The following is a 25875-nucleotide window of genomic DNA, read 5'->3' on the forward strand; positions in this document are numbered from 1 at the left end:
AATATGAATTTGATTGATATGCACTGTGACACCATTTGGAAATTGATGGAAACAAACGGGACCACATTAAACGATAATCCATTTTGTATAGATTTACAAAAATTGAAACGAGCCGAGAGTACTGCCCAGTTTTTTGCCTGTTTCATTTATCTAAAGCAATTTGAGGGAAATGGTCGTTATACGAAAGGCTATGACTATGCTATGCAAATGCTTGCACGCATAAAGCAAGAGATCGTTCAAAATAAAGACGCAATCGCAATTGCACGAAATTTTCTGGAATTTGACAAAAATCAGGCGCAGGGAAAACTTTCCGCTTTTGTGACGATCGAGGAAGGTGGTATTTTGGATAGTCAAGTGAATCGCTTACACACGCTCTATCAGGAAGGAGTCCGTTTGGTTACTCTCCTTTGGAACGAAGAAAACTGCATTGGCTCTCCAAACAGTAAAGACCGCAAAATCATGCAGAAAGGACTGAAACCATTTGGCTTTGAAGTAGTTGAGCAAATGAATGCCCTCGGAATGTTGATCGATGTGTCGCATTTATCAGACGGTGGTTTTTGGGATGTGCTAAGCACCAGCTCCAAGCCGATTGTCGCCTCCCACTCCAATGCAAGAGCACTCTGTGAGCACCCGAGAAATCTGACTGACGACATGATTCGTGCACTGGCAGAAAAAGGTGGCGTAATCGGATTGAATTTTTATCCATATTTTGTAAACCCAGTCGGACACGCATCCGTTTCAGACCTGGCAGAACACGCCCTCCATCTGTTTTATATCGGCGGAGAAGATGCGGTGGCAATCGGAACTGATTTCGATGGATTTGATGACGGAAAATTAGAACTGACAGATATCGGTCAGATTGACCGTCTATACGCAGAATTGCAAAAGAGAGGATTCACCGAACGGCAACTGGAAAAAATTTGGTCCAAAAATATCCTCCGCATTGTAAAAGATCTTCTTTAGCAGAAGTTTGATGACAAAACTCTATTTATCGTGTAAAATAATTTTAATTGACAATATACATCAATTAAATTATCAACAATAAGGAGTTTCGAAATGAGTATTTTAAATGTCGAACATTTATCACATGGATTTGGTGACCGTGCTATCTTCGGCGACGTCTCGTTTCGTCTTTTAAAGGGCGAGCATATCGGTCTGGTCGGAGCAAACGGTGAAGGAAAGTCCACATTTTTAAATATTGTAACCGGAAAACTACAGCCTGACGAGGGCAAGATCGAATGGGCAAAAAATGTCCGCGTCGGATATCTCGATCAGCACACTGTATTAGAAAAAGGGATGACCATTCAGGACGTTCTAAAATCTGCATTTGCATATTTATTTGAACTGGAAGAAAAAATGAATACCATCTGCGACTCTCTGGGAGATGCAGACGAAGAAGAGATGATGACGCTCATGGAAGAATTGGGAACAATTCAGGACACACTCACGCTACATGATTTTTATGTCATTGATGCAAAGGTGGAGGAAGTTGCCCGTGCACTCGGTCTTTTGGATATCGGTCTTGAGAAAGACGTAACCGATTTAAGTGGCGGTCAGCGCACAAAAGTACTGCTTGCCAAACTACTTTTGGAAAAACCGGACATCCTGCTTTTAGATGAACCGACAAACTATCTGGATGAAGAACACATCGCATGGTTGAAACGTTATCTGATTGACTACGAGAATGCATTTATCCTGATTTCTCATGACATCCCATTCCTAAACGAAGTCATCAACATTATCTACCACATGGAGAATCAGGAATTGAACCGCTATGTTGGCGATTATGATCATTTTCAGGAAGTGTATGCCGTAAAGAAAGCCCAGCTTGAAGCGGCCTACAAACGCCAACAGCAGGAAATCAGTGAGCTGAAAGACTTTGTTGCCAGAAATAAAGCTCGTGTTTCCACAAGAAATATGGCGATGTCCCGCCAGAAAAAACTGGATAAAATGGATGTCATTGAACTTGCGGCAGAACGTCCAAAGCCGGAATTTCATTTCAAACAGGGACGGACTCCTGGAAAATATATCTTCGAGACAAAAGATTTAGTCATTGGATACAACGAACCACTTTCCAAACCGCTGACTTTATCTATGGAACGCGGACATAAAATTGCATTGGTCGGCGCAAACGGAATCGGAAAAACAACCTTATTAAAAAGTATCTTAGGCCTGATCAAACCATTGAGCGGTTCCGTCGAACTGGGTGAAAATCTGCAGATTGGATATTTCGAACAAGAATCTGCACCAGACAACAAAACAACCTGTATTGAAGAGATTTGGCAGGAATTCCCTTCCTATACTCAGTATGAAGTACGTTCCGCCCTTGCCAAGTGTGGTCTGACGACAAAACATATCGAAAGTCAGGTGCGTGTGTTAAGCGGTGGTGAACAGGCAAAAGTACGTCTCTGCAAATTGATCAACCGCGAGACAAATATCCTGCTTTTAGATGAGCCAACCAACCATCTCGACGTAGATGCGAAAGACGAATTAAAACGCGCCTTACTGGAATACAAAGGCAGTGTCCTTCTCATCTGTCACGAACCGGAATTTTACCGCGACGTCGTAAATGAGGTTTGGGACTGCACAAAATGGACAACAAAAATTATCTAAGCTACATTTGTGAAAGCTTGCTCCACTGGAGCAGCTTTCCCTTCTTTTTAAATAGTCCCTTCAAAAATACACACTCACGAATCCATCCTGTAAAATTTCTCCGTGAGCGAAACATCTACCCCAAGCTCTCTCCCCACACGGACAATGTATCCGCAAAATGTCTCAAGCTCTGTATTGCGCTTCCCGGCCTCCACATCTCTTTGCAGTGAACTTGTCGCATCATCTGCAAGCTTATTTTCAAATCGATTCTGGTGCCTTACTATATCTTCTTCCTCCAGATGCACTCCTTTTGCCTTCCCGACATCATAAGCCTCCTGCAATAATCGGCGAAACTCTTCCCTCTTCTTTGCATCTGCACGAAGTTCTCCGACATTTTCCCGATAATGAGCGGTCAGCACATTGTACGCACAGTTAAATATGTATTTTCTCCAAATCTCTGCCTCAATATCTTCCGCAGCAACGCAGTCCACCTTCGCCCCTCTCAGCAACTGGTATACGTCTTCTACTGCCTTTTTTTCTCTCTCATTCGCATTGGAAATTCCAATCTTAATATCGGCAAAATTCCCTTTCTGCACTACTGAAAAATCCTCTTTCGTATAGGATAAGATATAAATCAAGGAATCCACAACAATTCCTTTTCCAATATATTTTCTCACACGCTCTCCCGGATCCGCGCCATTCATGACCGGAATCAGAACCGTCCTCTCTCCCACGCAGCCTTTCAGTGACTTACAAACTTCTTTTAAAGAATAATTTTTCACACATATAAAAATATAATCCTGTATCCCAAGCTCATCTCCTCGCTCCACTACTTTCTTTGGATGAGCAATTATTTCTCCGTGATATTCACTGTGTAATACAAGCCCATTCTCTTCGAGACTTTTCTTTCGTTCACCTCTCGCAATAAATGAAACTTCATCATAGGTATCCGCCAACATTCCGGCAAGATATCCTCCAACGCCACCAATTCCTGCCACTGTAATTTTTTTACTCATATCTGCTCTACTTTCCCTTCCACTTACATTTTGTTACAGTATATCCCAAAATCTCACCTTTTTCCACCTTTGAAGTGCATAAAAATACGGACGAAAGTTTCCTATCGCCCGTAATTTTTCTTAATTTTCTTTTTCAAAAAAATCCTGCCATTTCTCTTTGTTTACGGCAAGGTAAATACCACCGCCTAAAAAGACAACCGCCACAACTGCATTTTTTATCATTCCACTTACCATAGCAAATGAATCCGCCAAATGCATCGGAAGTAAATAATATAAAATATCTCCAAAAGTATGGAACAACACCGAACCTCCAAGTAAAATGCATACTGCTGCAATCACTACCCGATACTTTTTCAGCATCTCTCGTTTGTGTTCCAAGACATAGCCAAAGTGAAATGCATATTCATCTTTTTGCAGATAGAACACTTCTTCCGGCAAAGATTTCAAATTGTGTACCTGGAAAAAACTATATGCCCAGACAACCGGAAGCGCCAGTGCAAACCATTCTAATCCCGATACACATGCCAGTGCGACAATTCCCCAAAAGATTGCCATCATACTGACACCGCGTTTCTTGAATCCCATATATAACTCTCCCGCTCCTGGAATCAGGGAACATAAAAATAATAAAAATCCTTTCTTTTGCATGATCATAATACTCATCCTTTCGTTACTTCATTTGATTTAATTGTATTGTAGCTTAGAAAGTTTAAGTTTCCCGCCATGAAAATCTTAAGAATTCCGAAAGATTCCGTCCCTCTATTTTTTTCGAAGCTGGTGTTCCTGATACAAATCCAAAAACACAATAAAGAAAAGCATCAGAATAATCAGAACGCCAAGCACCTTTAGAGCGCCGAAACAAAGAACCGCAGGAGAAAATATACAGTTATTTGCGATTGTCATGATTGCGTAAATGCAACTTGCACCGATTATATAATAAAGAATAGTTTCCAAAAATATTCTCACCCACACTTCATATAATTTCTTCTTATGTATCGGTACAATTACATATTTTTCTAACAAATAAACTTTCTTGCCCTGCTCTCGTATAAAAAAGAGAGTATCGTTTACAGATAAGAGCAGAAAGATCCCCAGAAAAATCAATGCTCCTGCCTCAAAATCTAATATCATATTCTGAATTTCCTTATAATCCGGTGAGTACGGCGACGGTGCCTGCCCCAGTAATGTCATAGCATACAGCCCCCAACTAACTGAAAGCCAACTCCATCTTTCAAACCGTATTCTCCGCTTCTCTCTTCGATACATTTCTCTCATCTCATTCCCTCCTCAAAAGATCCCGAACTGTCGTTTTCTTATGTCCACATTGTTCAATCAGTTCCTGAATCGAATGATTTCCAAGCGCTTCTCTTGTCTTGGAGAACTTTAACTCTCCATCATCAATAAGCATTACATAGTCTGCAATCTGATCAATATCACTGATAATATGAGTGGACATCAGCACACCGATTTCCCGATCTCTGATATCCTGTATGATTCCGGTGAAATCCTTTCGAAACACCGGGTCGAATCCTGCCGTCGGCTCATCCAGCAGCAAAAACTCCGGCTGATAAGACATTGCAAAGGCGAGTTGATATTTCATATACATTCCTTTAGAAAACTGATAAATCGGCTGTCCTTTCGGTATTTCCAGCCGATCCAGCCAAAGATACAGCTCCTCCATACTCCATCGTTCAAAATAAACCCCAAGCAATTCTCCATTTTCCAAAGGTGTCTTATCCATAAAATATGAAAGCTTCTCGGATACCAGCGCCACCTTCTGCTTTGCTTCCTCATATTCGGTCCGCAGATTTTTTCCGGCAATGATGACCTCTCCCTGATACCTGTCATCAATACCTGCCAGAATATTCAAAAGCGTAGATTTCCCCGCTCCATTTACACCCACAAGTCCTGTCAGATATCCTTTTTCAATCTCAAATGACATTGGTTTTAATGCAAATCCCTGATACGACCGCGCCACATGCTCACATTGTAATACTCCAGACATACTATCGCCCTCCCACATAAAACATTTCCAACATTTTTTTCAGCTCCCGAAGAGACACTCCCATCTCCTTTGCCTGTTCCACCGCATCCATCATCTTTTCTTCTATCTGGCGGATCTGATCTTCTTTCAGCAATTCTCTGTTTCTCGCTTTTACATAAAATCCTTTTCCCGCCACCGAATAGATCAACTGCTCTTTTTCAAGCTCCTCATATGCGCGTTTTGTTGTGATAACACTAATCTCCAGTTCTCTGGCAAGCGCTCGGATGGAAGGCATCATATCTCCCGGCATAATCTCTTTTTTAATAATCGCCTTTTTTACTTCCCGCACAATCTGTTCATAAATTGGCAAACTGTCATTTTCCCGTATGATAATTTCCAAGTCTGTTCCTCCTCTCGTTATTAACAAATATCATACTGCACATCGTCTCTTTTTGGTCTCTGACAATAAACATTTTCATATAAAAGGATCTCCTTCAAAAAGGCTCCCACATACGCCACGACAAAAAACAGATTTATCAAAAAACAAACTCCCCAAATGATTCCTCTCACCAGAGGAGTCATTGAGCTAACCGTATCCGCAAAGAGAATGACCCACTGTACCACAAGTATACACGTCCAGTATACTTTTACGACAAGCTCTGTCTTTGTCTGAATCACATATCCATTTTCATCGACTCTTCGCTCCCCGGTATCACCCATTCGAAAAGTCAGACTCACATTTAGCAACGTAAAAAAACAAAGTCCATACACTATAACCGTCAATATGATATCTCCGCCCCAAAATGCGACTCCCAATAACCATTTCAAGGATACTCCAATAAAAATCATTCCGATGGCAACTTTCACAACAAGCATTCCGAATAAATATCGTTCCTTCTCTTTTTCTCCTGCCGGGCATAGATACATTGCTTTACAAATACGAAGTGGAATGCCACGCATCAACCCGCCAATACATGCAAGGAAAAAAACTGCACCGAATAAAATCCATTTTTTCAAACCTTCCATCTGTATACCTGCACTAATCATTTGTCTTACATCCATATCTAAAAGCACCACCATATTTTGAAAAGCAATGGCTACTATTAGCATATACCAAAGCAGAGCAAATTTCTCTTTCTTCATATATCTCCACATATCTTTCAGCATCACCATCATCATCACTCTATACATCTTCGTATCCTCCCTTCTCCAGGCAGTACATCACTTCTTCCAGTGAAGGCTGCTTTGTCCTATATCCGCCATAATCGATATTCATATCTTTTTTGATAAATGCATAATTTTTGTATTCTCCAAAAGACCTGTAGATCACTTTTCCTTGCCGAAACTGTTCTATCTCTTCTTTTGTACCATAGACGATCAGATAACGCTCCCGCACTTCTTCTATTTGTAAGTCCCATACAATCCGTCCATCTTTCATCAGCAATATATAATCTCCGATGCGATCCAAATCTTCTGTGATATGCGTGGACATAAGTACGCTTCTCGTTCCATCTTCCACAATTTCCTGCAGATATCTCATCAATTCTTTTCGAAATAATGGGTCCAATCCTGATGCAGGCTCATCCAGAATAAAAAGTTTCGCATCATGAGAAAGTGCAAATGCAAGCTGAAACCGCACCTGATATCCTGTCGACAGCTTTCCAACCTTCTGATTCAGCGGCACCTGAAATCGTTCGCAGCATTCTCGAAAAACTTCTTCATCAAATCTAGAATATAATTTTCCAAAAAGCTTTGCATTCTTCCACACACTCAATGATTCCTCAAACACATTTTTATCAAGCACAAATCCAATCTGATCCTTCGCTTCCCGCTCTTGTTCCTCCATTGAATAGCCGTTAACATAAACATCTCCCGCGTCTTTCTTATACAAATTTAAAATCGTCTGTATCAGTGTTGTCTTTCCTGTCCCATTCACACCAATCAATCCCATAATATATCCCGGCTGCAACGTCAGATTCACATCTTTTAACACAAATTCATCCAGATTCTTTTCCAAATGATTCACATGTAGTAATGCTTCCATCTCCACTCCTCCTTTTTTATACCTGTGCATATACTGTTTATATATATATGTACAGTATATGCACAGAATACACAGTTGTCAACCTATATTCGCAGATATCTACATAAAATAGCTGCGAAACCACATAAAAATGCAGGAGCTTTCACTCCTGCATAAACTTAATTCCACACACTGTTAATCAAGGCAATAATAATCGGCACCACTATGATAACCAAGGCAAACCACGCTGCGATTCTCGGCGTCCTGGCTTTTTTTACCTTTAAGTCCTCCTCAACATTGGATTTGTCAGGGGTGACAGAATCCAGCAGTCTTTTTGCCCGTTCATAGTCCTCTTCATCTACATAAATCTCTTTTCCAAATACAGAATATCCCATATAGATACTCAGATAATCTCCCGTCTCCAAATCCTTTATATAGCACGGGATTTCCTCTTTCTGCAACAGACCTGCTGCCATCTCAGCACTAATCGCATTGTCTGTTGAAAACACTTTTACCGGATGCATTGCTCTCATAATCACTGCCCCCTTTTTCTTTTCAGTATATCCAAACACATAGCCTTTTTCAACATAAATTTCAAAAGAACTTTTCATTGCAAGTTCTTTTTGAAACGCTTATAATAAACTCACTGACAAGGAGGACTATTATATTTATGGAACAGACTAAAAAAAGAATTCTGACCTTTTGTGTTGCCTGCATTTTTTTCCTGATTCTTATCTTCGTGCTCATTCATCCAGATCAAGCCGACAGCACGGAGCCAATTTCTAAAACTGCATTTAAACTCAACACTGTCGTCACCTTAAAAATCTATGATTCAAAAGATGAGACACTGTTGGACGATGCACTTGCAATCTGCGATAAATACGAGAATATCTTCAGCCGTACTAAAGAAAGCAGCGAGCTTTACAATCTGAATCACAAGACTTTGCCACAAAATGACGGGGCATTTACGGTATCCTCAGATTTTGCAGATTTAGTCTCAAAAGGACTTTATTATTCCCGTCTTTCAGGTGGCGGATTCGATATTACCATCGAGCCGATCTCTTCTATGTGGGATTTTGTTTCAGATGAGAAAATCGTTCCGGATGATGCCGCTTTAAAAAATGCGCTTCCTTTGGTAAATTATGAAAATGTTACACTGGAAGGAGACCAGATCCGATTTGCAAAAGATGGCACGGGACTTGATTTCGGAGCAATTGCCAAAGGATATATCGCAGATCAGATAAAAGAGTTTTTGATCTCTAAAGGGGTTGAAAGCGCCATCATTGACCTTGGCGGTAACACACTCTGCATCGGCGAAAAACCTGATGGATCACCATTTCACATCGGCATTCAAAAACCATTTGCCGAACGCAGCGAGACAATTGCAGCTTTAGAGATAAACGACAAATCCGTCGTTTCTTCTGGTATCTATGAACGCTATTTTGAAAAAGATGGAAATTTTTATCATCATATTTTAAATCCAAAGACCGGATATCCTTACGATAATTCTTTAATCTCTGTCACGATTATTTCAGACAAATCCGTAGACGGTGACGGTCTGAGCACAACTTGCTTTGCACTTGGATTAGAAAAAGGCATGGAACTGATCAACAGCCTGCCGGATGTACAGGCTGTCTTTATTACGGACGATTATCAACTGCATTACAGTGACCATTTTAATGACGAACTGACTGTCATAGATGTAAACTAAAGCCGGAAGCACCTAAGCTTCCGGCCTTTTTTCTAAAACACCTTTTCATCTATAGTGTAAACTCGAAAAAATTTACACCATACATCTGTTGCAATCACCATCACAGTCTCTCCATTTTGATTTTCAAACAAATAACCATTTCCATCATTAGAGCAATATTTATATCCTCTCTCTTCCAAAGCCTCTTTTGGATTCCATTCAGAGCGCCCTAAAACCGATTGAAAATCCTCCTCGCTTTCCAGTACGACTGCATCTTTCATATGTGCATTCACTGCCAGAACATCCATCACTCCTGCCCCTTCAACCTGATATTCTTGCAATGTCCTTTGTAACAGAGACACCCATAAAACTCCCGAAAGCAGACATAGCATAACAACCCCTATCACAAACCATTTCATCTTTCTCATATTTATGTTTTTCTTCATACCATTCTCCTCACTTGCTATATTCACACTGTTCTATAACTTAATCTTCATAGCATCCACATCCAAATTCCACTGCATGTTCTGTGTCATTCATCAATCCAAACGGTGATATACTTCCCTGTTTTAACCCTAGATATTTTTCTAAACGGTCTTCCGAAGCAAAGCTTAAATTTCCTGCGCCCAACTGTCTTCCCAACGTCTTTAAATCCACGGTCTTCTTCTCATCACAGGTTACGAGAAAGTGTCGTTTCCCTTTTCTGAATGATTGACTTTCGGTTTAGAAAATTATACCATATATTTTAGGGTATATTATAATAAATTTATATATTATATATCACTGAAAAACACAAGGGGGAAACGTACAGATGAAACGAATTGATTTTGAAAATGGAAACACAACAAGTAATCTTTTAAATGCGGCTTTCCCGATGCTGATTGCTCAATTATTAGCACTGTTATACAACATTGTCGACCGCATCTATATCGCTCGTATTCCAGATATTGGGACTACCGCCCTTGGGGCTGTCGGTCTATGCTTTCCGATTATTGTAATAATCACCGCCTTTGCCAATCTGCTTGGCACCGGTGGCGCACCGATTTTCTCAATCTGCCGAGGAAAAAAAGATGTCGAACACGCCAGACAAATCATGGGAATTTCTTTCACGCTGCTCTGCGGCTGTTCTTTGATCCTGATGCTTGTCGGCATGCTCCTTGCAAATCCTCTTCTCGTATTATTCGGTGCCTCCAAAGATGCGCTAAAATATGCCTATCCATATCTGATGATCTATCTGATTGGAACACTTCCATCCATGATCACTACAGGGATGAATCCATTTATCAACGCTCAGGGATATGCTGCTGCCGGTATGTATTCCGTTACAATCGGAGCTGTTGCAAACATTATTTTAGACCCAATTTTTATCTTTGTATTTCACTTCGGTGTTCCGGGAGCCGCAATTGCAACCGTCATCTCTCAGGTTGCATCTGCCGCATTTGTGCTTTATTTTCTAAAACACCGCGCCGAGATCAAAGTCCGGCTTTTTTCGCTCCGCAAAATGCACTCCTGCATTGCTGATATCAAGGACATTATGAGCCTTGGAAGCGCGGGATTTATTATGCAGCTCACAAATAGCCTTGTGACAATCTGCTGCAACAGCGTTTTGGCGCACCTCGGAGGTGATGTATATATATCCGTCATGACAATTATATCCAGCATTCGCCAAATAGTGGAGACCCCCATCTATGCAATTACGGAAGGTTCCTCCCCTATTTTAAGTTATAATTACGGAGCCAAACGACCGGAAAAAGTTAAAAAATGTGGCATTGAAATGGCATTTTTGGTTCTTTTGTATACCGGGATTGCCTGGAGTGTTATCCTGTTCGCTCCAAGATTTCTCATCAGCATCTTCAGCTCTGATCGATCATTGGCAAGCCATACCATTCCTGCCCTAAAAACATATTTCGCTGCATTCATCTTTATGGACCTACAGTATATCGGACAGACCGTTTTCAAATCACTCAACAAAAAGAAGCAGGCAATTTTCTTCTCACTTCTTCGAAAAGTGTTGATCGTGATACCACTGACTTACCTGCTTCCATATGCGCTTCATATAGGCTCTGATGGAGTTTTCCTCGCCGAACCAGTCTCAAACATTATCGGCGGAAGCTTGTGTTTTATCGTAATGCTCTATCTCATACTGCCTGAACTGAAACGAATGCAACTTGAAAATGAACATATCCACAATTAAAAATCATATTCCAACGGATTATAGCTTGTTCTGATATTTTCATTCATTGCATTTAATTTTGCCATATCTTCCGGCTCAATTTGAAAATCAAATACTGAAATATTTTCTATCAGCCTTGAACTGTTTTTCGTTTTTGGAATTGGAATAATTCCCTGTTGAATATTCCATCGAAGCAATAATTGAGCCGGACTTTTTGCATAGCGGCTAGCTATTTCTTTAATTCCATCATCCTCCATTTTTCCACGAAGCAATGGTCCCCATGCCATAATTTGAATTTTATTCTTTTTACAAAAAGAATTCAACTGTTCATCATGCAAAAAAGGAGTGTGCTCGATTTGATTTATCATCGGAGGAATTTCACAGTTCTCTAACAAAATCTCCAGCTGACTGATCTCAAAATTTGAGACACCGATTGCCCGGATCAGCCCAGCCTTATATAGTTCCTCCAAAGCCTTCCATGTACTCAAAGTCCTCTCTTTATTCAATCCCGGCCAATGTATCAAAAAAGAATCCAGGTAATCTGTTTGCAATCTTTTTAAAGAATCATGAAAACTTGAGATGGTCTTTTCATATCCCTGATTACAATTATCCACTTTACTGTTCAGAAAAACAGTCTCTCTTTGGATATGATTTTCTTTCAACGCATCTCCCAATGCCTCCTCATTCTTATACATCTGAGCTGTGTCAAACAATCTGTAGCCATATTGATATGCATTTCCAATTGCTTCGTTCATCTCAGCTCCCGCTTCCATCTTATAAACACCAAGCCCAATCTCAGGGATTTCTATATGATTTACTAATTCCATATGAAACATCCTCCTGTTTTGCCATTCATTTAATCCTCTGACCATACAATCTTTCGGTCTTTAAAATAATATTCTCTGTCATGTTCATTCACTTTGCGAAGTATCTCACATGGCACCCCGACTGCCACTACATTGGACGGAATGTCTTTTGTCACCACGCTTCCTGCACCAATCACAACATTATCTCCAATCGTAATTCCCGGCACGATAATCGCCCCTGCTCCAATCCAGCAATTCTTTCCTATATGAACAGGCGCATTATATTGGTACCCCTGACTGCGCAGCTCTGGCAGAATCGGATGCCCTGCCGTAGCCACTGTGACATTCGGACCAAACATTGTATAATCACCCACATAAATATGAGTGTCATCGACCAATGTCAAATTGAAATTGGCATAAATATTTTTCCCAAAATGTACATGTCCGCCACCAAAGTTAGAGTGAAATGGCGGTTCAATATAACAGCCCTCACCGATTTCCGCAAACATCTCTTTTAGCAACGCCGTTCTCTTCTCCTGCTCTAAAGGACGTGTCGCATTAAAATCATATAACCTCTCCAGTCTTTGTAACTGCTCATTCATAATCTCTTCACCATTTGGCAGATAAAGCTCTCCTGTATGCATCTTCTCTTTCATACTCATAACGCGTGCCTCCTATGTGTTATAGCATTGTTTCTATTTTCATTCTAGCATATCACATCTGCCTATTCCACACCTAACTGGGTAATGATCTCCCTTTTATAATTTAAAAATGCCTCCGTCAGATTAAACTCTCCGCCGCGTGGTTTTTTCTCCCGAATTACAATCTCTTTTGTAATCCTTCCCGGTTTTCCTGTCATCAAAAAAATACGGTCAGACAGCAAAATCGCCTCGTCAATATCGTGCGTAATAAAAATAGTAGACAATTCAATCTGATTCATAATATCCAAATACCATTTGTGCATCGCACTTTTCGTAATCGTATCCAGCGCACTGAACGGCTCATCTAACAATGCCACCCCTTCTGAAAACAGATAAGTCCGAAGCAGTGCGGCGCGTTGGCGCATTCCGCCGGACAGCTGACTTGGATATTTCTTTTCTGTTCCCGCAAGTCCAAATGGTCCAAATTGCGGACGCACCTTTGCAAGGGCATCTTTTTTCTTCTCTCCCTTTATCATGAGCGGAAGCGCCACATTTTCCTCAATCGTTTTATATGGAAGAAGCAAATCTTTCTGCAGCATATAGCTGATATGTCCCGCCTGGCCGGTAATCTCTTTCCCATTTAAAAGAACTTCCCCGGAATCCGGCTCCATCAACCCTGAAATCACATTAAAAAGCGTCGTCTTTCCAGCACCGCTGACGCCGAGAAGACTCACGATCTCATTTTTCTGTAAGGAGATGGAAATATCCTCAATCACTTTCTTTCCATCAAACGATTTTGACACTTGTTTGGTTTCCAATCGAATCATGCTGCTCATCCTACTTTTCCAAATAATCGTTAGAGAATCCAAATCCCGCCGGAATCTCCTGCTCAATCAACTCATTATCTCCGAGCCATTTATAAAATGCATCCCATCTCGCCGGATCGATATAACCCCACTGCTCTACTTCAGCTTTATACTGATCTGCCAGCCATTCCTGACTCGCGAGCACTAACTCTTTATCAAGTTCCGGAGCTGCCTCGCATAAAATATCCGCCGCCTCTTTCGGGTCTGCGATTGCATCTTCATACCCCTTCTTCACTGCACTCAAAAATGCTTTTGCAGTGTCCGGTTTCTCTTCCAAAAAGTCATTATTTGCAACAATTACCGGTGTATAATAGTCAAATACCGGATTGATATCTTTGAAAGCGAAATAGTCTGTCGGAAGATTTTTTACTTCTGTCGCAATTCCTCCCCATGCATAATACACCCAGATTGCATCTACCTGTTTGGATTTCAATGCAGTCACCTCGTCCGTCACATTACTCGGAATCATGTTAATTTTGCCGTAGTCCCCGCCATCAGATTCCACCACGTTTTTAATCATTGCTTTCTCCACTTCCATGTCCCAAGTCGCATATGTTTTGCCTTCCATTCCCTTAGGCCGGTCCATGCCCTCCCCTTTTCTGGAAATGATACCTGATGTATTGTGCTGAATCAAAGTGGCAACTGCTGTCACAGGCAACGGATCATCACTTGCAAAAGCAGGTGCAATAGAATCCTGAAAATCAATTCCAAACTGTGCTTTTCCGGATGCAACCAAAGCACTTGCACCGTCTTCCGGTGGCTGTACAATCTCTACATCCACCCCTGCATCCTCAAAATATCCTTTTTCTTCTGCCACATATAATCCAGTATGATTCGTATTTGGCGTCCAGTCCAGCACAAATGTAATTTTCTCAAGCTCTTTTCCTTCTTGTTTTTCCTTCTTTTCGCCGCAAGCTGTCACGGAACATACTGTTGCCACAGCAAGCGCCAACGCTACTATTTTCTTTTTCATTTTTATTCTCCTTTTCATTTCTCCCAAGGCATACATTTCTTCTGAAGTATTGACACAAGCCACATCAAAAGCAGACTGATTGCAGAAATCAGAAAAATAACCGCAAACATCTTGTCAAATGCATAAGATTTTCGCACCCGTGTCATGTACACACCGAGACCATTATATCCTCCAAGCCACTCTGAGATTACAGCCCCTACCACACAGTAGGACACCGAAATCCGAAGACTTGCAAAAAATCTTCCGAGAGAACTTGGAAATTTTACATGTAAAAAAATCTGAAGCCGATTCGCTCCCATCGCTTTCAATAAATTAACCGTGTCTTTGTCAGCCGACTGAAATCCTTCCAACAATCCGATTGCGATCGGGAAAAAAGTCACAATCACAATCAAAGTTACTTTCGGCGCCATCTCGTATCCCATCCACAGTACAAGAAGCGGAGCGATCGCAATCGTCGGTATCGTTTGTGTGATCACCATAATCGGATAAAACGCTTTGTAAAATCCTTGAAAATGATCCATTAAAACTGCAGCAACAAACCCGATTACCACTCCCAAAGTCAGACCTAAAAAACCTTCCGTTAAGGTTACTTTCGCGTGTTCCATCAAAAGTGGAAAGTCTTTCACAAATGCCTGTACGACCTCCAGTGGCGACGGCAGCAAAAAGGACGGCACAATTCCGGCACTTGACAGTATTTGCCATACGAACAGCAAAACTACAATCGCTGCCACAGAGTATGCCTTACTCGTGATGTTTTGTAACTTTCTTTTCAATGGTAAGCACATCTCCTTCAGGTTTGTATATCACTTTGATGTAAGCAGCCACAGACGGTGCTCCCGCGCGGATTGCGATGTGCTGACATTCTTTCACAATATCCATCAGTTCATCATAATCTCCCTCGATTGCTGTCTCAAACGGTCCTACATAATAATTTAGTCCGGTGCTCTTAATATAGGCGATCACCTCATCCACAATACGGATTAATTCCTCATCGTTTTTTGCCTCCGGTAAAGTTTGAATTGCTACACTTGCGTTCATCTTTGTCTCCTTCTTTCTTTTCATATTTGATATCTGGGTTCTTAAAAGAACTGCTTTTCCAGAAGAAAAAGCTTCCTTTCTTTCTGAAAGGAAGCCTTATATTGTATACAAACTCATCTATCTCATTATAGACTCTACTTTGTGTTTCAATATTCTCCCTACGCTGGCATTACCCAGATCAGGTTAAGGGTCTAAACATTCTCGTAGTTTACTCTCAGCCAGGTTCTCCCGGCACCCCTGATTTCTTTTCTAGTTTACTCTAAGTTTTTTTGGAAGTCAAGTTGAAAACTCAACTAAAATAACTCTCTATTCCTATCCACGGTATTTTGTCTTGCAAGGTAAATCATACCGGCATCATATGCAGCAACAAAAATGGTATGATGACAAAAGACATCCCTCCCATGCTCATACGGAGAAAACTCATATCAAATATTGCCCAAACGATCGCAAATGGCATCAATGGATTAAATATACTTTCAAAAATAAAACATTTTTTATCTGGCTTCCCTTCGTATAAGATTGTTTCTTCCAATCCGACCATACTTTTTAATTCCTCTACCATAAACTTCCTCCTACTAGATTAATTTACACTAATTCCATTTTTAATAACGAATCCTGGATTTTCAACAGTAAACTAAACAACTTTTTTAAGGTTATTCATCCGATATTCAACTGGTGTTAGATAGCCGAGTGAAGGAGGAAACAGGCGGCTGAATTGCCACCTGTCCTGCAATGATTTCTATCGCCTCGATAAAAGAATAACCGCTGACCTTAATCAGATAATCCAGCACTGATCTGCCACGGATACTCTGACTCCACCACATCCATTTCCCGTTGGAAATCTTCAAACCGTCATGACTTCTCGTTGTGTAGGTATTCCCTGAGAAAGGCACAAGCTCCTACGGTTCATAGTTCTTCAGGTATGTCAGTAAATCCATTCTCATTTCTTCTATCATTTCCCTTGCATTTTCTACGGACAGTGGCATATTCTTTATACTTCCTCATCTGCTTTCGATACATGACTATTCGTCTCTGTATCTTTTGCGGTTGTATCGATTTCCGGGAAATAAATGGTCTGCCCCTCATAAGAAAGATCTGCATGTACTGCAATCTCTTTTCCTTTCCACTCTAAATGGTCTTTTCACAACGGATATGAACCATTCTATACCACTACTATCAATTATGATTAAAAAAGAAAAAGCAGACAGTCCTATCAAAAAACTGTCTGCTACAAACTGTGGTTTTCTGTTATAGATTTACAATCATAATATATTCTTCACTATTTTCATCAACAACAGTAAATCCCACTTTCTCGTACATCTTCACTGCATAATTACTTTTCTGAACAGATAGGGATATTTTTGAATATCCAGCCAATCTTTCGTAAGCGCAAAATATTGCTACGCTGCCCATGAATCACGCTTGCACCAAAATGATAGATGCAAGCGTTTTGCTCTATGTTTAGTTTTGACAGTTTGCTTTCGCAGTCTCGCTCCATGGGGCAAGCTGTTCCAGCTGTTCATCTGACATTTTATCGTCTGGCCGCTGTGATAAGAGGTATGTCAGATATTTGTAGGTATTCAGGTCATTCGCTTTTGCCATCTCAACCATTGTATACACAATAGCACTAGAGGCCGCTCCCTTCGGACTGGCACTGAACAGCCAGTTCCTCCGACCAACAGTGAATGGTCTGATTGCATTCTCGCTAAGATTGTTGGATAAACTGCAATGACCATCTTCCAGATAGGTCATCAGGGTGTCTTTCCGATTTTGGGCATAGTTCACCGCTTTCGCCAAACGGGTTCCCTTGTTTGGACGCTGTTGATCCAGCCAAATCCAGAATGCCTCCAGTATCGGCTTCTCCTTTTCAAGACGGAACTGTTTTCTCTGCTCCGCAGTATGATTTTTTGCTTTTGAGTACCGCTCACAATCAAACAGCTTGGAGCAAAATTGTACTCCCTGCACCGCCGGAAGGCTGTAATCATACTCTTTCCCTTTCGGTATGGCATCTGTGAAATAACGTCTCACATGTGCCCAGCAAGAGCAGCGTTTGATATCCGGCAGATTGTTATAACCCTGGTATCCGTCGGTCTCCAGATATCCACGGAACCCCTGCAGGAAAGATGCTGCATGGAACTTTGCCCTTGTCTCTGTGTAATGATAGAGCAGGATCGGCGGAAGCCCATCTTCTCCACTGCGGAAGAGCCACATCCAGGAATCTGTTTCAGGATTGCGCTCCGGCTCATTCAGTACCTGAACCCGAGTTTCATCTGCCATCAGATATTTACGCATCCGTAACTGACGGTGAAAATAATCATAAACATGGCAGAGGTAATTCTCGGTACAGTAAATGATCCAGTTAGCAAGCGTAGCCCGGCTCAATGGGACACCCAGCTGCTTCCATTCCGATTCCTGCCGGTTTAATGGCAGACCATTCTGGTACTTCTGGTGCATTGCCCATCCTACAACGGATTCCGATGCATAACTTTCCGGGATCAATGGTTCCTGAACAGGCGCTTTGACAAATGTCTGATCATCCGGGTGTTCCTCTGATATGGCACACTCCGGGCATTTATAGGTTTCACGATAGATATTTACTACTTTCCCTTTGGCAGGGGTAAACCGGAATTCATGGCGGACGAATTCTTTCCCAATACATTCCATCTGCGTTCCGCAGGTTGGACAGTTCCGCTCCTCCTCCGGAAGAGAAATGATCTCGTCGCAGGAAGGAACATTTTTAAAGAGATCCGCATGTGTCCGTCGTGCTTTTCGCTTATGTTCCGGAACAGTGATGTCATCAGGAAGTTCCTGTTTCCATGTCGGATCTGCTTCCTGCTCGGCTTCATCAAAAAGATTCAGCTGACCATCGATATCTTTCCGTTTTTCACTGGAAGTACCAAAGAGCTTCTTCGTGAGATATTCAATCTGCTGACGAAGATTTTCTTTTTCCAGACGGTCTGCTTCCAATGTTTTTTGTAAAGACTGGATCAGTTCTGTCTGTGCGGAAATCGTTTTATTCAGTTGGTTGATCATGTCCTTGTACGCAAGGATTTTTGAATCTTTTGAATTACCAGCCATATGTCTTCTGCTCCTTTTTTACTGCTCTTATTATACCATAAAAAGCAATGAAAAGGAAGCAGAAAACCCAGTATTTACAAGGGATTGCAGACATGATACAGGGTGTGGAAAGCTCTCCATTTTTGTTGGCTGGCATAGAGGTTTTACACAATCATTCCGTAGGTTTGAATGCTTTTGGTTGTTCGATTTCAAGACCGGACATGAGCCAGTCGAATTGCTGCCAGGTCAGTTGCTTTACTTCCAACTGATTTCTGGGCCAGCGGAATCTGCCCTGGACTTCCATACGTTTATACAGAAGCAATTATTCGAGTTCTTAGATAAGTGCTGTTATTAGAAGAGAATTATTATTCGAGATAATCTCTTGGAAAGTCCAGAAATTAAGACTTTCAGAGAAATCTTCTCGAATAATGATGTATCATTGGACTTACTAATATAAGACGGAGGTGTCCAATGAATAATACCCAAATACCTATTGATGAATTGTATGATCAACTAACTTTAATACTTCAAGAAGAAAAGTATGCAAAAAGCACGATACAACTGTATCAGGAACATGTAAAACGAATCAAAAAATTCATGTTAGCTAATAACATAACTGATTATTCTTCATCAGTTGCAGATCAATACTACAAAAAAGAAGTTGAATCAAGAGATTACAACTATACGACGAAACGTTTTTTCAGGACAGTCATTCGAAGATTAAATAATATCTGTTCTGGTACAGGTTTCGTATATTCCGTTCCACGAAAAGATTTGTCTGTTCCAGAGCAATATCACGCTATTAAGGCGGATTATCTTGAACATTGTCGCAAGATAGGAAATCGTCCAATTACTCTAAAGACTAAAGAACGCTTGTTATATTTATTCCTTACTTATCTGGATGAAAACAATTGTAAAAGTCTTGAATACATAAATAGTTCTGAAATCATTCAGTTTTCAGTGAATCTTAAGAATAAAGAATTCTATCCTGAACTAAGAGATTTTTTAAGATATCTTTTTGCACAAGGATACATTGAAAAAGATTTTTCAACATTAGTTCCTAAATTCAATCGTGGTATACGTATTCCTGAAACTTATGATATCTCTGAAATCATCGAGATCGAAAATGCTGTAGACCGAACTTCTTCTATCGGAAAACGAGATTATGCGATATTGCTTCTCGCTTCGCGATTAGGAATGCGTGCGGGAGATATTGCCTCGCTTAAATTAGATTCTCTTGATTTCAAAAATCAGCGTATCTGCTTTATCCAAAATAAAACGGGAAGTGTTTCAGAACTTTACATGGTGCCAGAAATCAAAACAGCACTGATGGATTATCTGTCAACAGATCGTCCTGCATCCACAAGCGACTATGTATTTTTAAAATCATGTGCCCCTTATTCAGAAATATCGTATTCTGTTGTCTCATTTGCTGTAAAAAAACATATGATTCGCTCTGGTATTAACATTGCAGGTAAAAAACATGGACCTCATAGTCTGAGAGCTTCTCTTGCGTCATCGATGGTAAACGATGGCATATCTTATGAAACCGTAAGAAAAGTACTGGGACATGATAGTCCCAATGCAATCAGGCACTATGCACGTCTTGATATTCAGATGCTTAGGAATTGTGCTCTTGCATGCCCGGCACCTTCAGGAACACTTCACCAATTCCTGAAAGGAGGTCGTATATGAGAACCGTGATTTTTAAAAGTTGTTTTAAAGACGACATGCAGTCATTCATGGAGTATCGTGTTGCGACTTTCGCATGGAATACCTATCGTTTGGATAATTATCGCCTGTCTTCTTTTGACAGATATCTTACAAAAATATCTTATAATGATGAAATTGTACCACAAACAATAATAAATCAGTGGCTTAATGATGTAGGTGTTCCAGAGGCATCTATTAATGGATACATAAAGACTATACGAAACTTTATGAAATATAGAGCCGATATGGGAAAAGTTGTTTATCTTCCGCCCTTCCAGAAAACGAAAGATTTGTATATTCCCTATATATTTAGTGATGAGGAATTGTCGAATATATTTGCTATTGCTGATGCATATCCAATGACAAACAAATTTAGCAGCATTCCGCATATACATATGGAAATGGCGGTTCTCATACGCCTTTTGTATTGTTGTGGACTCAGATTAGGCGAAGCTCTAAATTTGAAGATGGAGCATCTGGATCTAGAAAACGGAGTCATCCGTATTATACATTCAAAAAAAAGAAACAACGATTAGTTCCAATGCATGAAACATTAACAAACATGCTGAAGGATTATTGTAAGGTGATAAAAATCTATGGTATAGATAATCCATTTTTATTCCCAAGACAAAGCGAACATTTATCCCCAATAACTGCTGAACGCCAATTTAAAAAGATTCTTAGGAAAGCTGGTATTATCAAAGGGAATGAAGATCCTCATAAACGTGCTCCATGCCTGCACTGTTTAAGACATTGTTTTATGTTCCATGCTTTTAAACAGCTGGAAACTGCAGGATATCATATCGATATGGCTTCTCCATATTTTTCTGTATATTGTGGTCATGAATCCCTTGTGGAAAGTGAAAAATATATGAAATTCAGCAGTGAACTCTTCGAAGAAGATATGCTCTTGTTTGCTGATTTCACAGAATCTCTGTTTCCGGAGGTTGATTTATGAGAAAGCAGAAGACTCCTTCGATTTTTATGAAATATCTTGAATACTATGTAAATACATATATGCCGGAAGCACGTGGGTTAAGTAAGAACACAATCAACTCTTATAAAACAACATTTACACTTTTAATAAAATATATGTATTCAGTCAAAAACACGAAAGCAGATGAGATTACTTTTGACTGTTTAGATGTAAATACGCTTTCCGATTTTATGTCATGGCTTGAAAATGAACGTAAATGTTCAGTTACAACCAGAAATCAAAGACTTGCCGCACTGTATTCTTTTTCCGAGTATGCACAAAACTATGACTTTGATGCAGCATCAACTTTTAGAAGTGCTGTATTGAGGATTCCATCAAAAAAAGCACCTAAAAAGCGGCGTGTTGGTTTTACCACCGATGAAGTAAAGATCCTTCTGGCACTGCCTGACCAAAAAAGTGAGACTGGTTTAAGAGACATGGTTTTATTAAGCTTTATGTATGCAACAGGCACACGTGCACAGGAAGTGTGTGATCTTACTGTAAAATCTGTCAATTTCAGATCAACTGGTACTACTATTGATATAGTAGGAAAAGGTTCAAAAGCACGTCGCATACGTATTCCTGACCCTTGTGCATCTATGCTTAGAAAATATATTAGACATCGCAGAATAGAAACAGAACCTGACAGACATATATTTTCGAGTCAGACGCATGAGCATATGACAATATCATGCGTGGAAGAAATATACAAAAAATATATAAAACTCGCTAAAGAAAAAACGCCCAATCTTTTCAAAGAAGAACACTATTCACCTCATAGTATGAGACACACGACCGGACAACATATGTTAGAAGCGGGAGTTCCGATTATGGTAATAAAAGCTTTCCTTGGACATGCATCAGTTCAAACGACACAGATTTATACAGAAAGTCCACAGGCAACAGTTGATAAACATATCCGTGAATGGAACGAAATGAATTTTCCGCGTTCGATTTATATTGATGAAGAAGACTTGGAAGAAAGAAATGTTCCTGATTTTTTGAAGAGTCACTAATAGGATATCATTATTCGAGAAGATTTCTTAGAAAGTCTTAATTTCTGGGCTTTCCAAGAGATTATCTCGAATAATAATTCTATTCTAATAACAACACAAATCCGTCAGATTCCCAAAGCAAAGCTTTGATCCTGTCACAACGTTTTCCACAGAAAAGATACAGGGCGCTTCGCCTTGGATCCATATGGAGTTGATTCTCTACAATAGCACACAGCCCGTCAATGGATTTCCGCATATCCGTTCTGCCTGTTACGATATAGATTTCATCGGCGGCTGTGATATCCCCTAACATTCCAACTCCTTCACAATGCGAAGCGTTTGAGCCAGAAGCTGAGGATCTGTTCCATTTGGTATTGTTAGATGCAAACTTCCTACAGACAGCTTCATTGGCTCTGCTACGGAAAGGTTATTTTTTTCCGTAGCTACCGGAATCACATTTAATGGCTGTTCATATGGGAGCGGGTCAGTATCATGAAAATCCACTCTGACAACTTCCTGGCTTTCCGGTGCACGATAGCTGCGTCCGGTTGACGCTGGCAAATCCACACAACCTTTCTGACGCAGCCTTTTTACCCAGTTGTAAAAAGTTCCCGGTTTAATGTCATGTTCCACACACCATTGATGATCTGTCAACCCACTTTGACGGCATTCCATGATGAGACGGTATTGTTCTTCGGTAGGTATTCTTTTGCTTCTCATGAGCACACCTCCATAAATCGGATAGAGTAAAATGCTCGCATCTATCATTTCTAGCAAGAGAAGATGAAGTGAAATGCTTGCATTTTCTATTGATTATTATGGAATGATTTTTAGGGCAACACAATCCGTCGAATTATTTTGCGCTTACAATCTTTCTGCTTGTAATAGTTGCTTCAATAATAAAGTTCCAATACCCAATCCTCTATATTCTTGACAGACATGGCAAGTGATGGAGTATCATCATCAATGTTTCCATAATCATTCATAATTCTTACCCAAATAACTCCTACTACTTTTCCCTGAATTTCTGCAACTAAGGCTTTATCGTGTTTTCGATTTCCAAACTCGATGATATATTCTTGTAATTCTGGACTTTCTATTACTGATTTAGGTGGCGGTTCAATTCCGTCTGGAATATAAACCGCTTCATACAAAAAATCACTTAATAAACAGTATTCTTCACTTTTCATTTCTCGTATTATATAGTCCATAATTTCACTCCAAGTTCCAATTTTACTTAACGATATGTGCTGTGATAATTGTATAACTATATGAATTGATGGTCATTTTGATATTTTCAACTTCGCAATACCAATTTTTACCCTGTTTGTATATATTACAATTTTTATCTAACATCTTATTTTTGCAATACTCAACAACATCTGCTGTATCTATTTTTAGATTTCTTTTAATTCTATCAATTCCCATTTCGGTTGTATGAATTTTATCAATATTATCAAGTAATATTTTTTTATCTTCCATTTTTTCTTTTCCTCAACCTTCCTATTCTGTCAAGTCTAAATCTATTGATTTTACAGGCTTTGACGATTTTTATTTACCTCAAAAACAGAGCCGGAAGTGATGGATATCGTAGTATCTTGTACCGAATAGCTGATAAATGGGTGCTATTTATAAAGCGTCCCTGTTTGTTCACTTTATAAAGGCTATTTCCCCTCTGAACAACTATGAGGATGAACCTTCCGTGTCTAATGGTATCCTGTACCAACTTCCTTCGTCCCACCTGTTCATACACCGAGTGCCCGCTAAGCTTTCTATCAAATCACAAGTTTCGTAGGATTGAATTTATGACAATCAATGTGCTTAAAAACTATTTAAAAAATTAAATGCAATATATCATTATCAATCTGAAACTCAGTATACATTATACAGTGAGCAAATTCTGATTTCCCAGGTTAATAAATTGGAATTGTCACTTCCGGCATAAGCAAAACGGATGTCCTGCCGGATCAAACATGGTTACAAAATCATCTCCTCCAAATTGACTTTCCGCTTTCTTTGCTCCCAATGATTCCGCTTTCTTAACCATTTCTGCAACATTATCAACCTGAAAATCAAAATGCATCTGTTTTTGTTGTTTTCCTGCATTTTCTGGCCATACAGGAGGAACATAATCTTTTTCCTCAATAAACAAAAAAACAATCCCCGAAGAACTACGGACAGCCGGTCTTGCAAATAGTTCACACATTTCCCAACCTAATAATTCTCCATAGAATCTTTGCAATTTTCTTTCATCATCACAATCAACCATAACATTCCCTAAGACCACTTCATCTACCATATTTTTAACATCCTTTCAAATCCAATTTGTCTTTATCCCCAATGTGGCATAACCAGCTGATAAACAAATGCAATCACAATGGATAATCCAATTTCGATAGCATACTCTTTCAGTTTTCTTCTCAAGAGTATTACACCAATTATCCATGTAAGTACCTCCAAAAAATGGTATATATAAAAGCCCTGGATAATATTGAGATTAAATGCCTGTGCAAGTAAAACACCCATAATTATGCTTGATATGAATATTGCAATAATACCTTCCCCCTTTGCATACCAACATATATATGCCATAAAGAATGTAACAAAAGAAATCGCTATCCATATCATCATATAGGTTTTCGGCAAGAACCCCAAAATGTAATTGCAATAGAGATAGTATCCTGCCAACATGCTTATAAAGAAAAAGAATGTGTTAATAGCAGCTCTCAATGGAGATTTCGCATACACAGAAATTATAGTTGCCAATAAAATCCATATTGCCAAGCGTCCAAAATAGTTGCGGATATCCAGTTGCTGTATTATCACTGGAAAAGCATTTGCAGTTGTACCATCCAGCCATTTCTGCAAGACACCAAGTGCAAACCCAAACAGGATTATTCCTGCTGTTTCGGTTATCTGCCTGTTTAGTGGAATATCTTTTCTTGGCGCCCTAACATTTTCAAGAAATGATTTAATTTTCAACACCTCCAAAAATTCTAATTTTTCTACTAAGCAGATCGGATTTTATCCTTTTAATCCTCTTGCTTGTCTGTCCATATCTTCAATAACAATATCGTAAATTTCTCCGAGTTGCGAACAGTATTCTAGCACTTTCCATGGTTCATTTGTATGAAAATGAATTTTAATCAGTTCTTCATCTCCAACTGCTAACAAACAGTCCCCATTAAAATTGTTCGTGAAATATTCGCTGATTTTATCTTCATCAAGATTTTCGCCTTCAATTAAAAGTTGAGTATCATATTTAAATTCTAACATACTTATCCTCCAAATTCTGTGTTATATAGTAAACGCACCATAGTGCGTACTATCAA

The 25875-nt window shown here is 39.8% G+C and carries 32 protein-coding genes, 4 pseudogenes and 1 riboswitch; of the genes and pseudogenes, 7 read left to right on the forward strand and 29 right to left on the reverse strand.

Features of this window, described 5'->3' with window-relative positions; translation table 11 throughout:
* Nucleotides 1–3 precede the first annotated feature (3 nt).
* Both AC6I5B_RS11190 and AC6I5B_RS11195 read left to right on the forward strand, forming a co-directional pair.
* Nucleotides 4–963 carry a dipeptidase gene (locus AC6I5B_RS11190; protein ID WP_270607418.1) on the forward strand — a complete coding sequence of 320 codons (960 nt, stop codon included), beginning with the start codon at nt 4–6 and terminating at the stop codon, nt 961–963.
* 93 nt (nt 964–1056) lie between these two features.
* Complete coding sequence (locus tag AC6I5B_RS11195) at nt 1057–2613, forward strand: ABC-F family ATP-binding cassette domain-containing protein (RefSeq protein ID WP_004611297.1); 1557 nt, start codon at nt 1057–1059, stop codon at nt 2611–2613.
* Between the two features lie 74 nt (nt 2614–2687).
* Here AC6I5B_RS11195 and AC6I5B_RS11200 read toward each other — a convergent pair whose 3' ends face one another.
* The 8 genes from AC6I5B_RS11200 to AC6I5B_RS11235 all read right to left on the reverse strand — a co-directional run bounded on the left by AC6I5B_RS11200 (nt 2688) and on the right by AC6I5B_RS11235 (nt 8226).
* Nucleotides 2688–3608: a ketopantoate reductase family protein gene (locus AC6I5B_RS11200; protein ID WP_117787803.1), complete on the reverse strand. Its 921-nt coding sequence runs from the start codon at nt 3606–3608 to the stop codon at nt 2688–2690.
* A gap of 120 nt (nt 3609–3728) precedes the next feature.
* Nucleotides 3729–4193 carry a hypothetical protein gene (locus AC6I5B_RS11205; RefSeq protein ID WP_147344824.1) on the reverse strand — a complete coding sequence of 155 codons (465 nt, stop codon included), beginning with the start codon at nt 4191–4193 and terminating at the stop codon, nt 3729–3731.
* Between the two features lie 174 nt (nt 4194–4367).
* Nucleotides 4368–4883 (reverse strand): hypothetical protein, encoded by a 516-nt coding sequence (locus AC6I5B_RS11210; protein WP_004611301.1) that lies wholly within the window; start codon nt 4881–4883, stop codon nt 4368–4370.
* Between the two features lies 1 nt (nt 4884).
* Nucleotides 4885–5613: an ABC transporter ATP-binding protein gene (locus tag AC6I5B_RS11215; RefSeq protein ID WP_497773345.1), complete on the reverse strand. Its 729-nt coding sequence runs from the start codon at nt 5611–5613 to the stop codon at nt 4885–4887.
* A 1-nt stretch (nt 5614) separates the two neighbouring features.
* Nucleotides 5615–5992, reverse strand: coding sequence for a GntR family transcriptional regulator (locus AC6I5B_RS11220; protein ID WP_044986595.1), 378 nt, complete (start codon nt 5990–5992; stop codon nt 5615–5617).
* A 20-nt stretch (nt 5993–6012) separates the two neighbouring features.
* Nucleotides 6013–6783 (reverse strand): hypothetical protein, encoded by a 771-nt coding sequence (locus AC6I5B_RS11225; RefSeq protein ID WP_497773346.1) that lies wholly within the window; start codon nt 6781–6783, stop codon nt 6013–6015.
* Nucleotides 6776–7636, reverse strand: coding sequence for an ABC transporter ATP-binding protein (locus AC6I5B_RS11230; RefSeq protein ID WP_022249906.1), 861 nt, complete (start codon nt 7634–7636; stop codon nt 6776–6778). The genes AC6I5B_RS11225 and AC6I5B_RS11230 overlap by 8 nt, the downstream gene beginning before the upstream one ends.
* A gap of 158 nt (nt 7637–7794) precedes the next feature.
* Complete coding sequence (locus AC6I5B_RS11235) at nt 7795–8226, reverse strand: putative signal transducing protein (RefSeq protein ID WP_004611306.1); 432 nt, start codon at nt 8224–8226, stop codon at nt 7795–7797.
* A gap of 59 nt (nt 8227–8285) precedes the next feature.
* Here AC6I5B_RS11235 and AC6I5B_RS11240 point away from each other — a divergent pair, with 59 nt between their 5' ends.
* Nucleotides 8286–9326 carry an FAD:protein FMN transferase gene (locus tag AC6I5B_RS11240; RefSeq protein WP_044986597.1) on the forward strand — a complete coding sequence of 347 codons (1041 nt, stop codon included), beginning with the start codon at nt 8286–8288 and terminating at the stop codon, nt 9324–9326.
* 32 nt (nt 9327–9358) lie between these two features.
* Here AC6I5B_RS11240 and AC6I5B_RS11245 read toward each other — a convergent pair whose 3' ends face one another.
* Nucleotides 9359–9751, reverse strand: a complete 393-nt coding sequence (locus AC6I5B_RS11245; protein ID WP_071143852.1) for a hypothetical protein — start codon at nt 9749–9751, stop codon at nt 9359–9361.
* A 40-nt stretch (nt 9752–9791) separates the two neighbouring features.
* Nucleotides 9792–9995, reverse strand: a pseudogene (locus AC6I5B_RS11250) (YbaK/EbsC family protein); the annotation flags it as partial.
* 121 nt (nt 9996–10116) lie between these two features.
* Between AC6I5B_RS11250 and AC6I5B_RS11255 the strand changes: the two are divergent.
* A complete protein-coding gene (locus AC6I5B_RS11255; protein WP_004611310.1) occupies nt 10117–11499 on the forward strand; it encodes an MATE family efflux transporter in 1383 nt (460 codons plus the stop codon).
* Here AC6I5B_RS11255 and AC6I5B_RS11260 read toward each other — a convergent pair.
* The 12 genes and pseudogenes from AC6I5B_RS11260 to tnpB (AC6I5B_RS11315) all read right to left on the reverse strand — a co-directional run bounded on the left by AC6I5B_RS11260 (nt 11496) and on the right by tnpB (AC6I5B_RS11315) (nt 19181).
* On the reverse strand, nt 11496–12305 hold the full coding sequence (locus AC6I5B_RS11260; protein WP_022249902.1) for an aldo/keto reductase: 810 nt from the start codon (nt 12303–12305) through the stop codon (nt 11496–11498). The genes AC6I5B_RS11255 and AC6I5B_RS11260 overlap by 4 nt on opposite strands.
* Nucleotides 12306–12334: 29 nt before the next feature.
* The gene (locus AC6I5B_RS11265; RefSeq protein WP_004611312.1) at nt 12335–12946 is read right to left on the reverse strand and encodes a sugar O-acetyltransferase; all 612 of its coding nucleotides are present in this window, start codon (nt 12944–12946) and stop codon (nt 12335–12337) included.
* 62 nt (nt 12947–13008) lie between these two features.
* Entirely contained in the window at nt 13009–13752 is a 744-nt protein-coding gene (locus tag AC6I5B_RS11270) for an ABC transporter ATP-binding protein (RefSeq protein ID WP_004611313.1), read from the reverse strand.
* A 10-nt stretch (nt 13753–13762) separates the two neighbouring features.
* The gene (locus AC6I5B_RS11275; protein WP_071143851.1) at nt 13763–14764 is read right to left on the reverse strand and encodes an ABC transporter substrate-binding protein; all 1002 of its coding nucleotides are present in this window, start codon (nt 14762–14764) and stop codon (nt 13763–13765) included.
* 14 nt (nt 14765–14778) lie between these two features.
* Nucleotides 14779–15537, reverse strand: coding sequence for an ABC transporter permease (locus AC6I5B_RS11280; RefSeq protein WP_022249899.1), 759 nt, complete (start codon nt 15535–15537; stop codon nt 14779–14781).
* Complete coding sequence (locus tag AC6I5B_RS11285; protein WP_044986600.1) at nt 15506–15802, reverse strand: thiamine-binding protein; 297 nt, start codon at nt 15800–15802, stop codon at nt 15506–15508. The genes AC6I5B_RS11280 and AC6I5B_RS11285 overlap by 32 nt, the downstream gene beginning before the upstream one ends.
* A 138-nt stretch (nt 15803–15940) precedes the next feature.
* Nucleotides 15941–16051, reverse strand: a riboswitch (TPP riboswitch).
* A gap of 94 nt (nt 16052–16145) precedes the next feature.
* On the reverse strand, nt 16146–16364 hold the full coding sequence (locus AC6I5B_RS11290) for a hypothetical protein (protein ID WP_004611318.1): 219 nt from the start codon (nt 16362–16364) through the stop codon (nt 16146–16148).
* A 106-nt stretch (nt 16365–16470) separates the two neighbouring features.
* Nucleotides 16471–16650: a hypothetical protein gene (locus tag AC6I5B_RS11295; RefSeq protein ID WP_004611319.1), complete on the reverse strand. Its 180-nt coding sequence runs from the start codon at nt 16648–16650 to the stop codon at nt 16471–16473.
* A gap of 143 nt (nt 16651–16793) precedes the next feature.
* Entirely contained in the window at nt 16794–16913 is a 120-nt protein-coding gene (locus AC6I5B_RS11300; RefSeq protein WP_173691417.1) for a VaFE repeat-containing surface-anchored protein, read from the reverse strand.
* A 137-nt stretch (nt 16914–17050) separates the two neighbouring features.
* Nucleotides 17051–17185: pseudogene (locus AC6I5B_RS11305) on the reverse strand (GNAT family N-acetyltransferase); the annotation flags it as partial.
* A gap of 78 nt (nt 17186–17263) precedes the next feature.
* Complete coding sequence (locus tag AC6I5B_RS11310; RefSeq protein ID WP_119636217.1) at nt 17264–18880, reverse strand: IS66-like element ISRgn2 family transposase; 1617 nt, start codon at nt 18878–18880, stop codon at nt 17264–17266.
* Nucleotides 18881–19031: 151 nt separating this feature from the next.
* Nucleotides 19032–19181, reverse strand: a complete 150-nt coding sequence (gene tnpB, locus AC6I5B_RS11315; protein WP_073962808.1) for an IS66 family insertion sequence element accessory protein TnpB — start codon at nt 19179–19181, stop codon at nt 19032–19034.
* Nucleotides 19182–19330: 149 nt separating this feature from the next.
* On the opposite strand from tnpB (AC6I5B_RS11315), the gene AC6I5B_RS11320 reads away from it, so the two are divergent.
* The 3 genes and pseudogenes from AC6I5B_RS11320 to AC6I5B_RS11330 all read left to right on the forward strand — a co-directional run bounded on the left by AC6I5B_RS11320 (nt 19331) and on the right by AC6I5B_RS11330 (nt 22564).
* Nucleotides 19331–20554: a tyrosine-type recombinase/integrase gene (locus AC6I5B_RS11320; protein WP_022250142.1), complete on the forward strand. Its 1224-nt coding sequence runs from the start codon at nt 19331–19333 to the stop codon at nt 20552–20554.
* A 419-nt stretch (nt 20555–20973) separates the two neighbouring features.
* Nucleotides 20974–21530 (forward strand): annotated as a pseudogene (locus AC6I5B_RS11325) (tyrosine-type recombinase/integrase).
* Nucleotides 21527–22564 (forward strand): tyrosine-type recombinase/integrase, encoded by a 1038-nt coding sequence (locus AC6I5B_RS11330; RefSeq protein WP_118262634.1) that lies wholly within the window; start codon nt 21527–21529, stop codon nt 22562–22564. Before AC6I5B_RS11325 ends, AC6I5B_RS11330 begins: the two are co-directional and overlap by 4 nt.
* A gap of 79 nt (nt 22565–22643) precedes the next feature.
* Here the strand turns inward: AC6I5B_RS11330 and tnpB (AC6I5B_RS11335) are convergent, their stop codons facing one another.
* From tnpB (AC6I5B_RS11335) to AC6I5B_RS11365, 7 genes and pseudogenes are all read right to left on the reverse strand, one after another.
* Nucleotides 22644–22856 carry an IS66 family insertion sequence element accessory protein TnpB gene (gene tnpB / locus AC6I5B_RS11335; protein WP_497773347.1) on the reverse strand — a complete coding sequence of 71 codons (213 nt, stop codon included), beginning with the start codon at nt 22854–22856 and terminating at the stop codon, nt 22644–22646.
* A complete protein-coding gene (tnpA, locus tag AC6I5B_RS11340; RefSeq protein ID WP_172590409.1) occupies nt 22850–23263 on the reverse strand; it encodes an IS66 family insertion sequence element accessory protein TnpA in 414 nt (137 codons plus the stop codon). The genes tnpB (AC6I5B_RS11335) and tnpA overlap by 7 nt, the downstream gene beginning before the upstream one ends.
* A 147-nt stretch (nt 23264–23410) precedes the next feature.
* Nucleotides 23411–23754: pseudogene (locus AC6I5B_RS11345) on the reverse strand (GNAT family N-acetyltransferase); the annotation flags it as partial.
* A gap of 22 nt (nt 23755–23776) precedes the next feature.
* A complete protein-coding gene (locus AC6I5B_RS11350) occupies nt 23777–24025 on the reverse strand; it encodes a DUF3781 domain-containing protein (protein WP_004611324.1) in 249 nt (82 codons plus the stop codon).
* 448 nt (nt 24026–24473) lie between these two features.
* On the reverse strand, nt 24474–24842 hold the full coding sequence (locus tag AC6I5B_RS11355) for a VOC family protein (protein ID WP_004611325.1): 369 nt from the start codon (nt 24840–24842) through the stop codon (nt 24474–24476).
* A 32-nt stretch (nt 24843–24874) separates the two neighbouring features.
* Nucleotides 24875–25528 carry a hypothetical protein gene (locus AC6I5B_RS11360; RefSeq protein WP_004611326.1) on the reverse strand — a complete coding sequence of 218 codons (654 nt, stop codon included), beginning with the start codon at nt 25526–25528 and terminating at the stop codon, nt 24875–24877.
* A gap of 39 nt (nt 25529–25567) precedes the next feature.
* The gene (locus AC6I5B_RS11365) at nt 25568–25819 is read right to left on the reverse strand and encodes a fatty acid kinase subunit FakA-related protein (RefSeq protein ID WP_004611327.1); all 252 of its coding nucleotides are present in this window, start codon (nt 25817–25819) and stop codon (nt 25568–25570) included.
* Nucleotides 25820–25875 lie beyond the last annotated feature (56 nt).

Source organism: Faecalimonas nexilis (assembly GCF_059731825.1).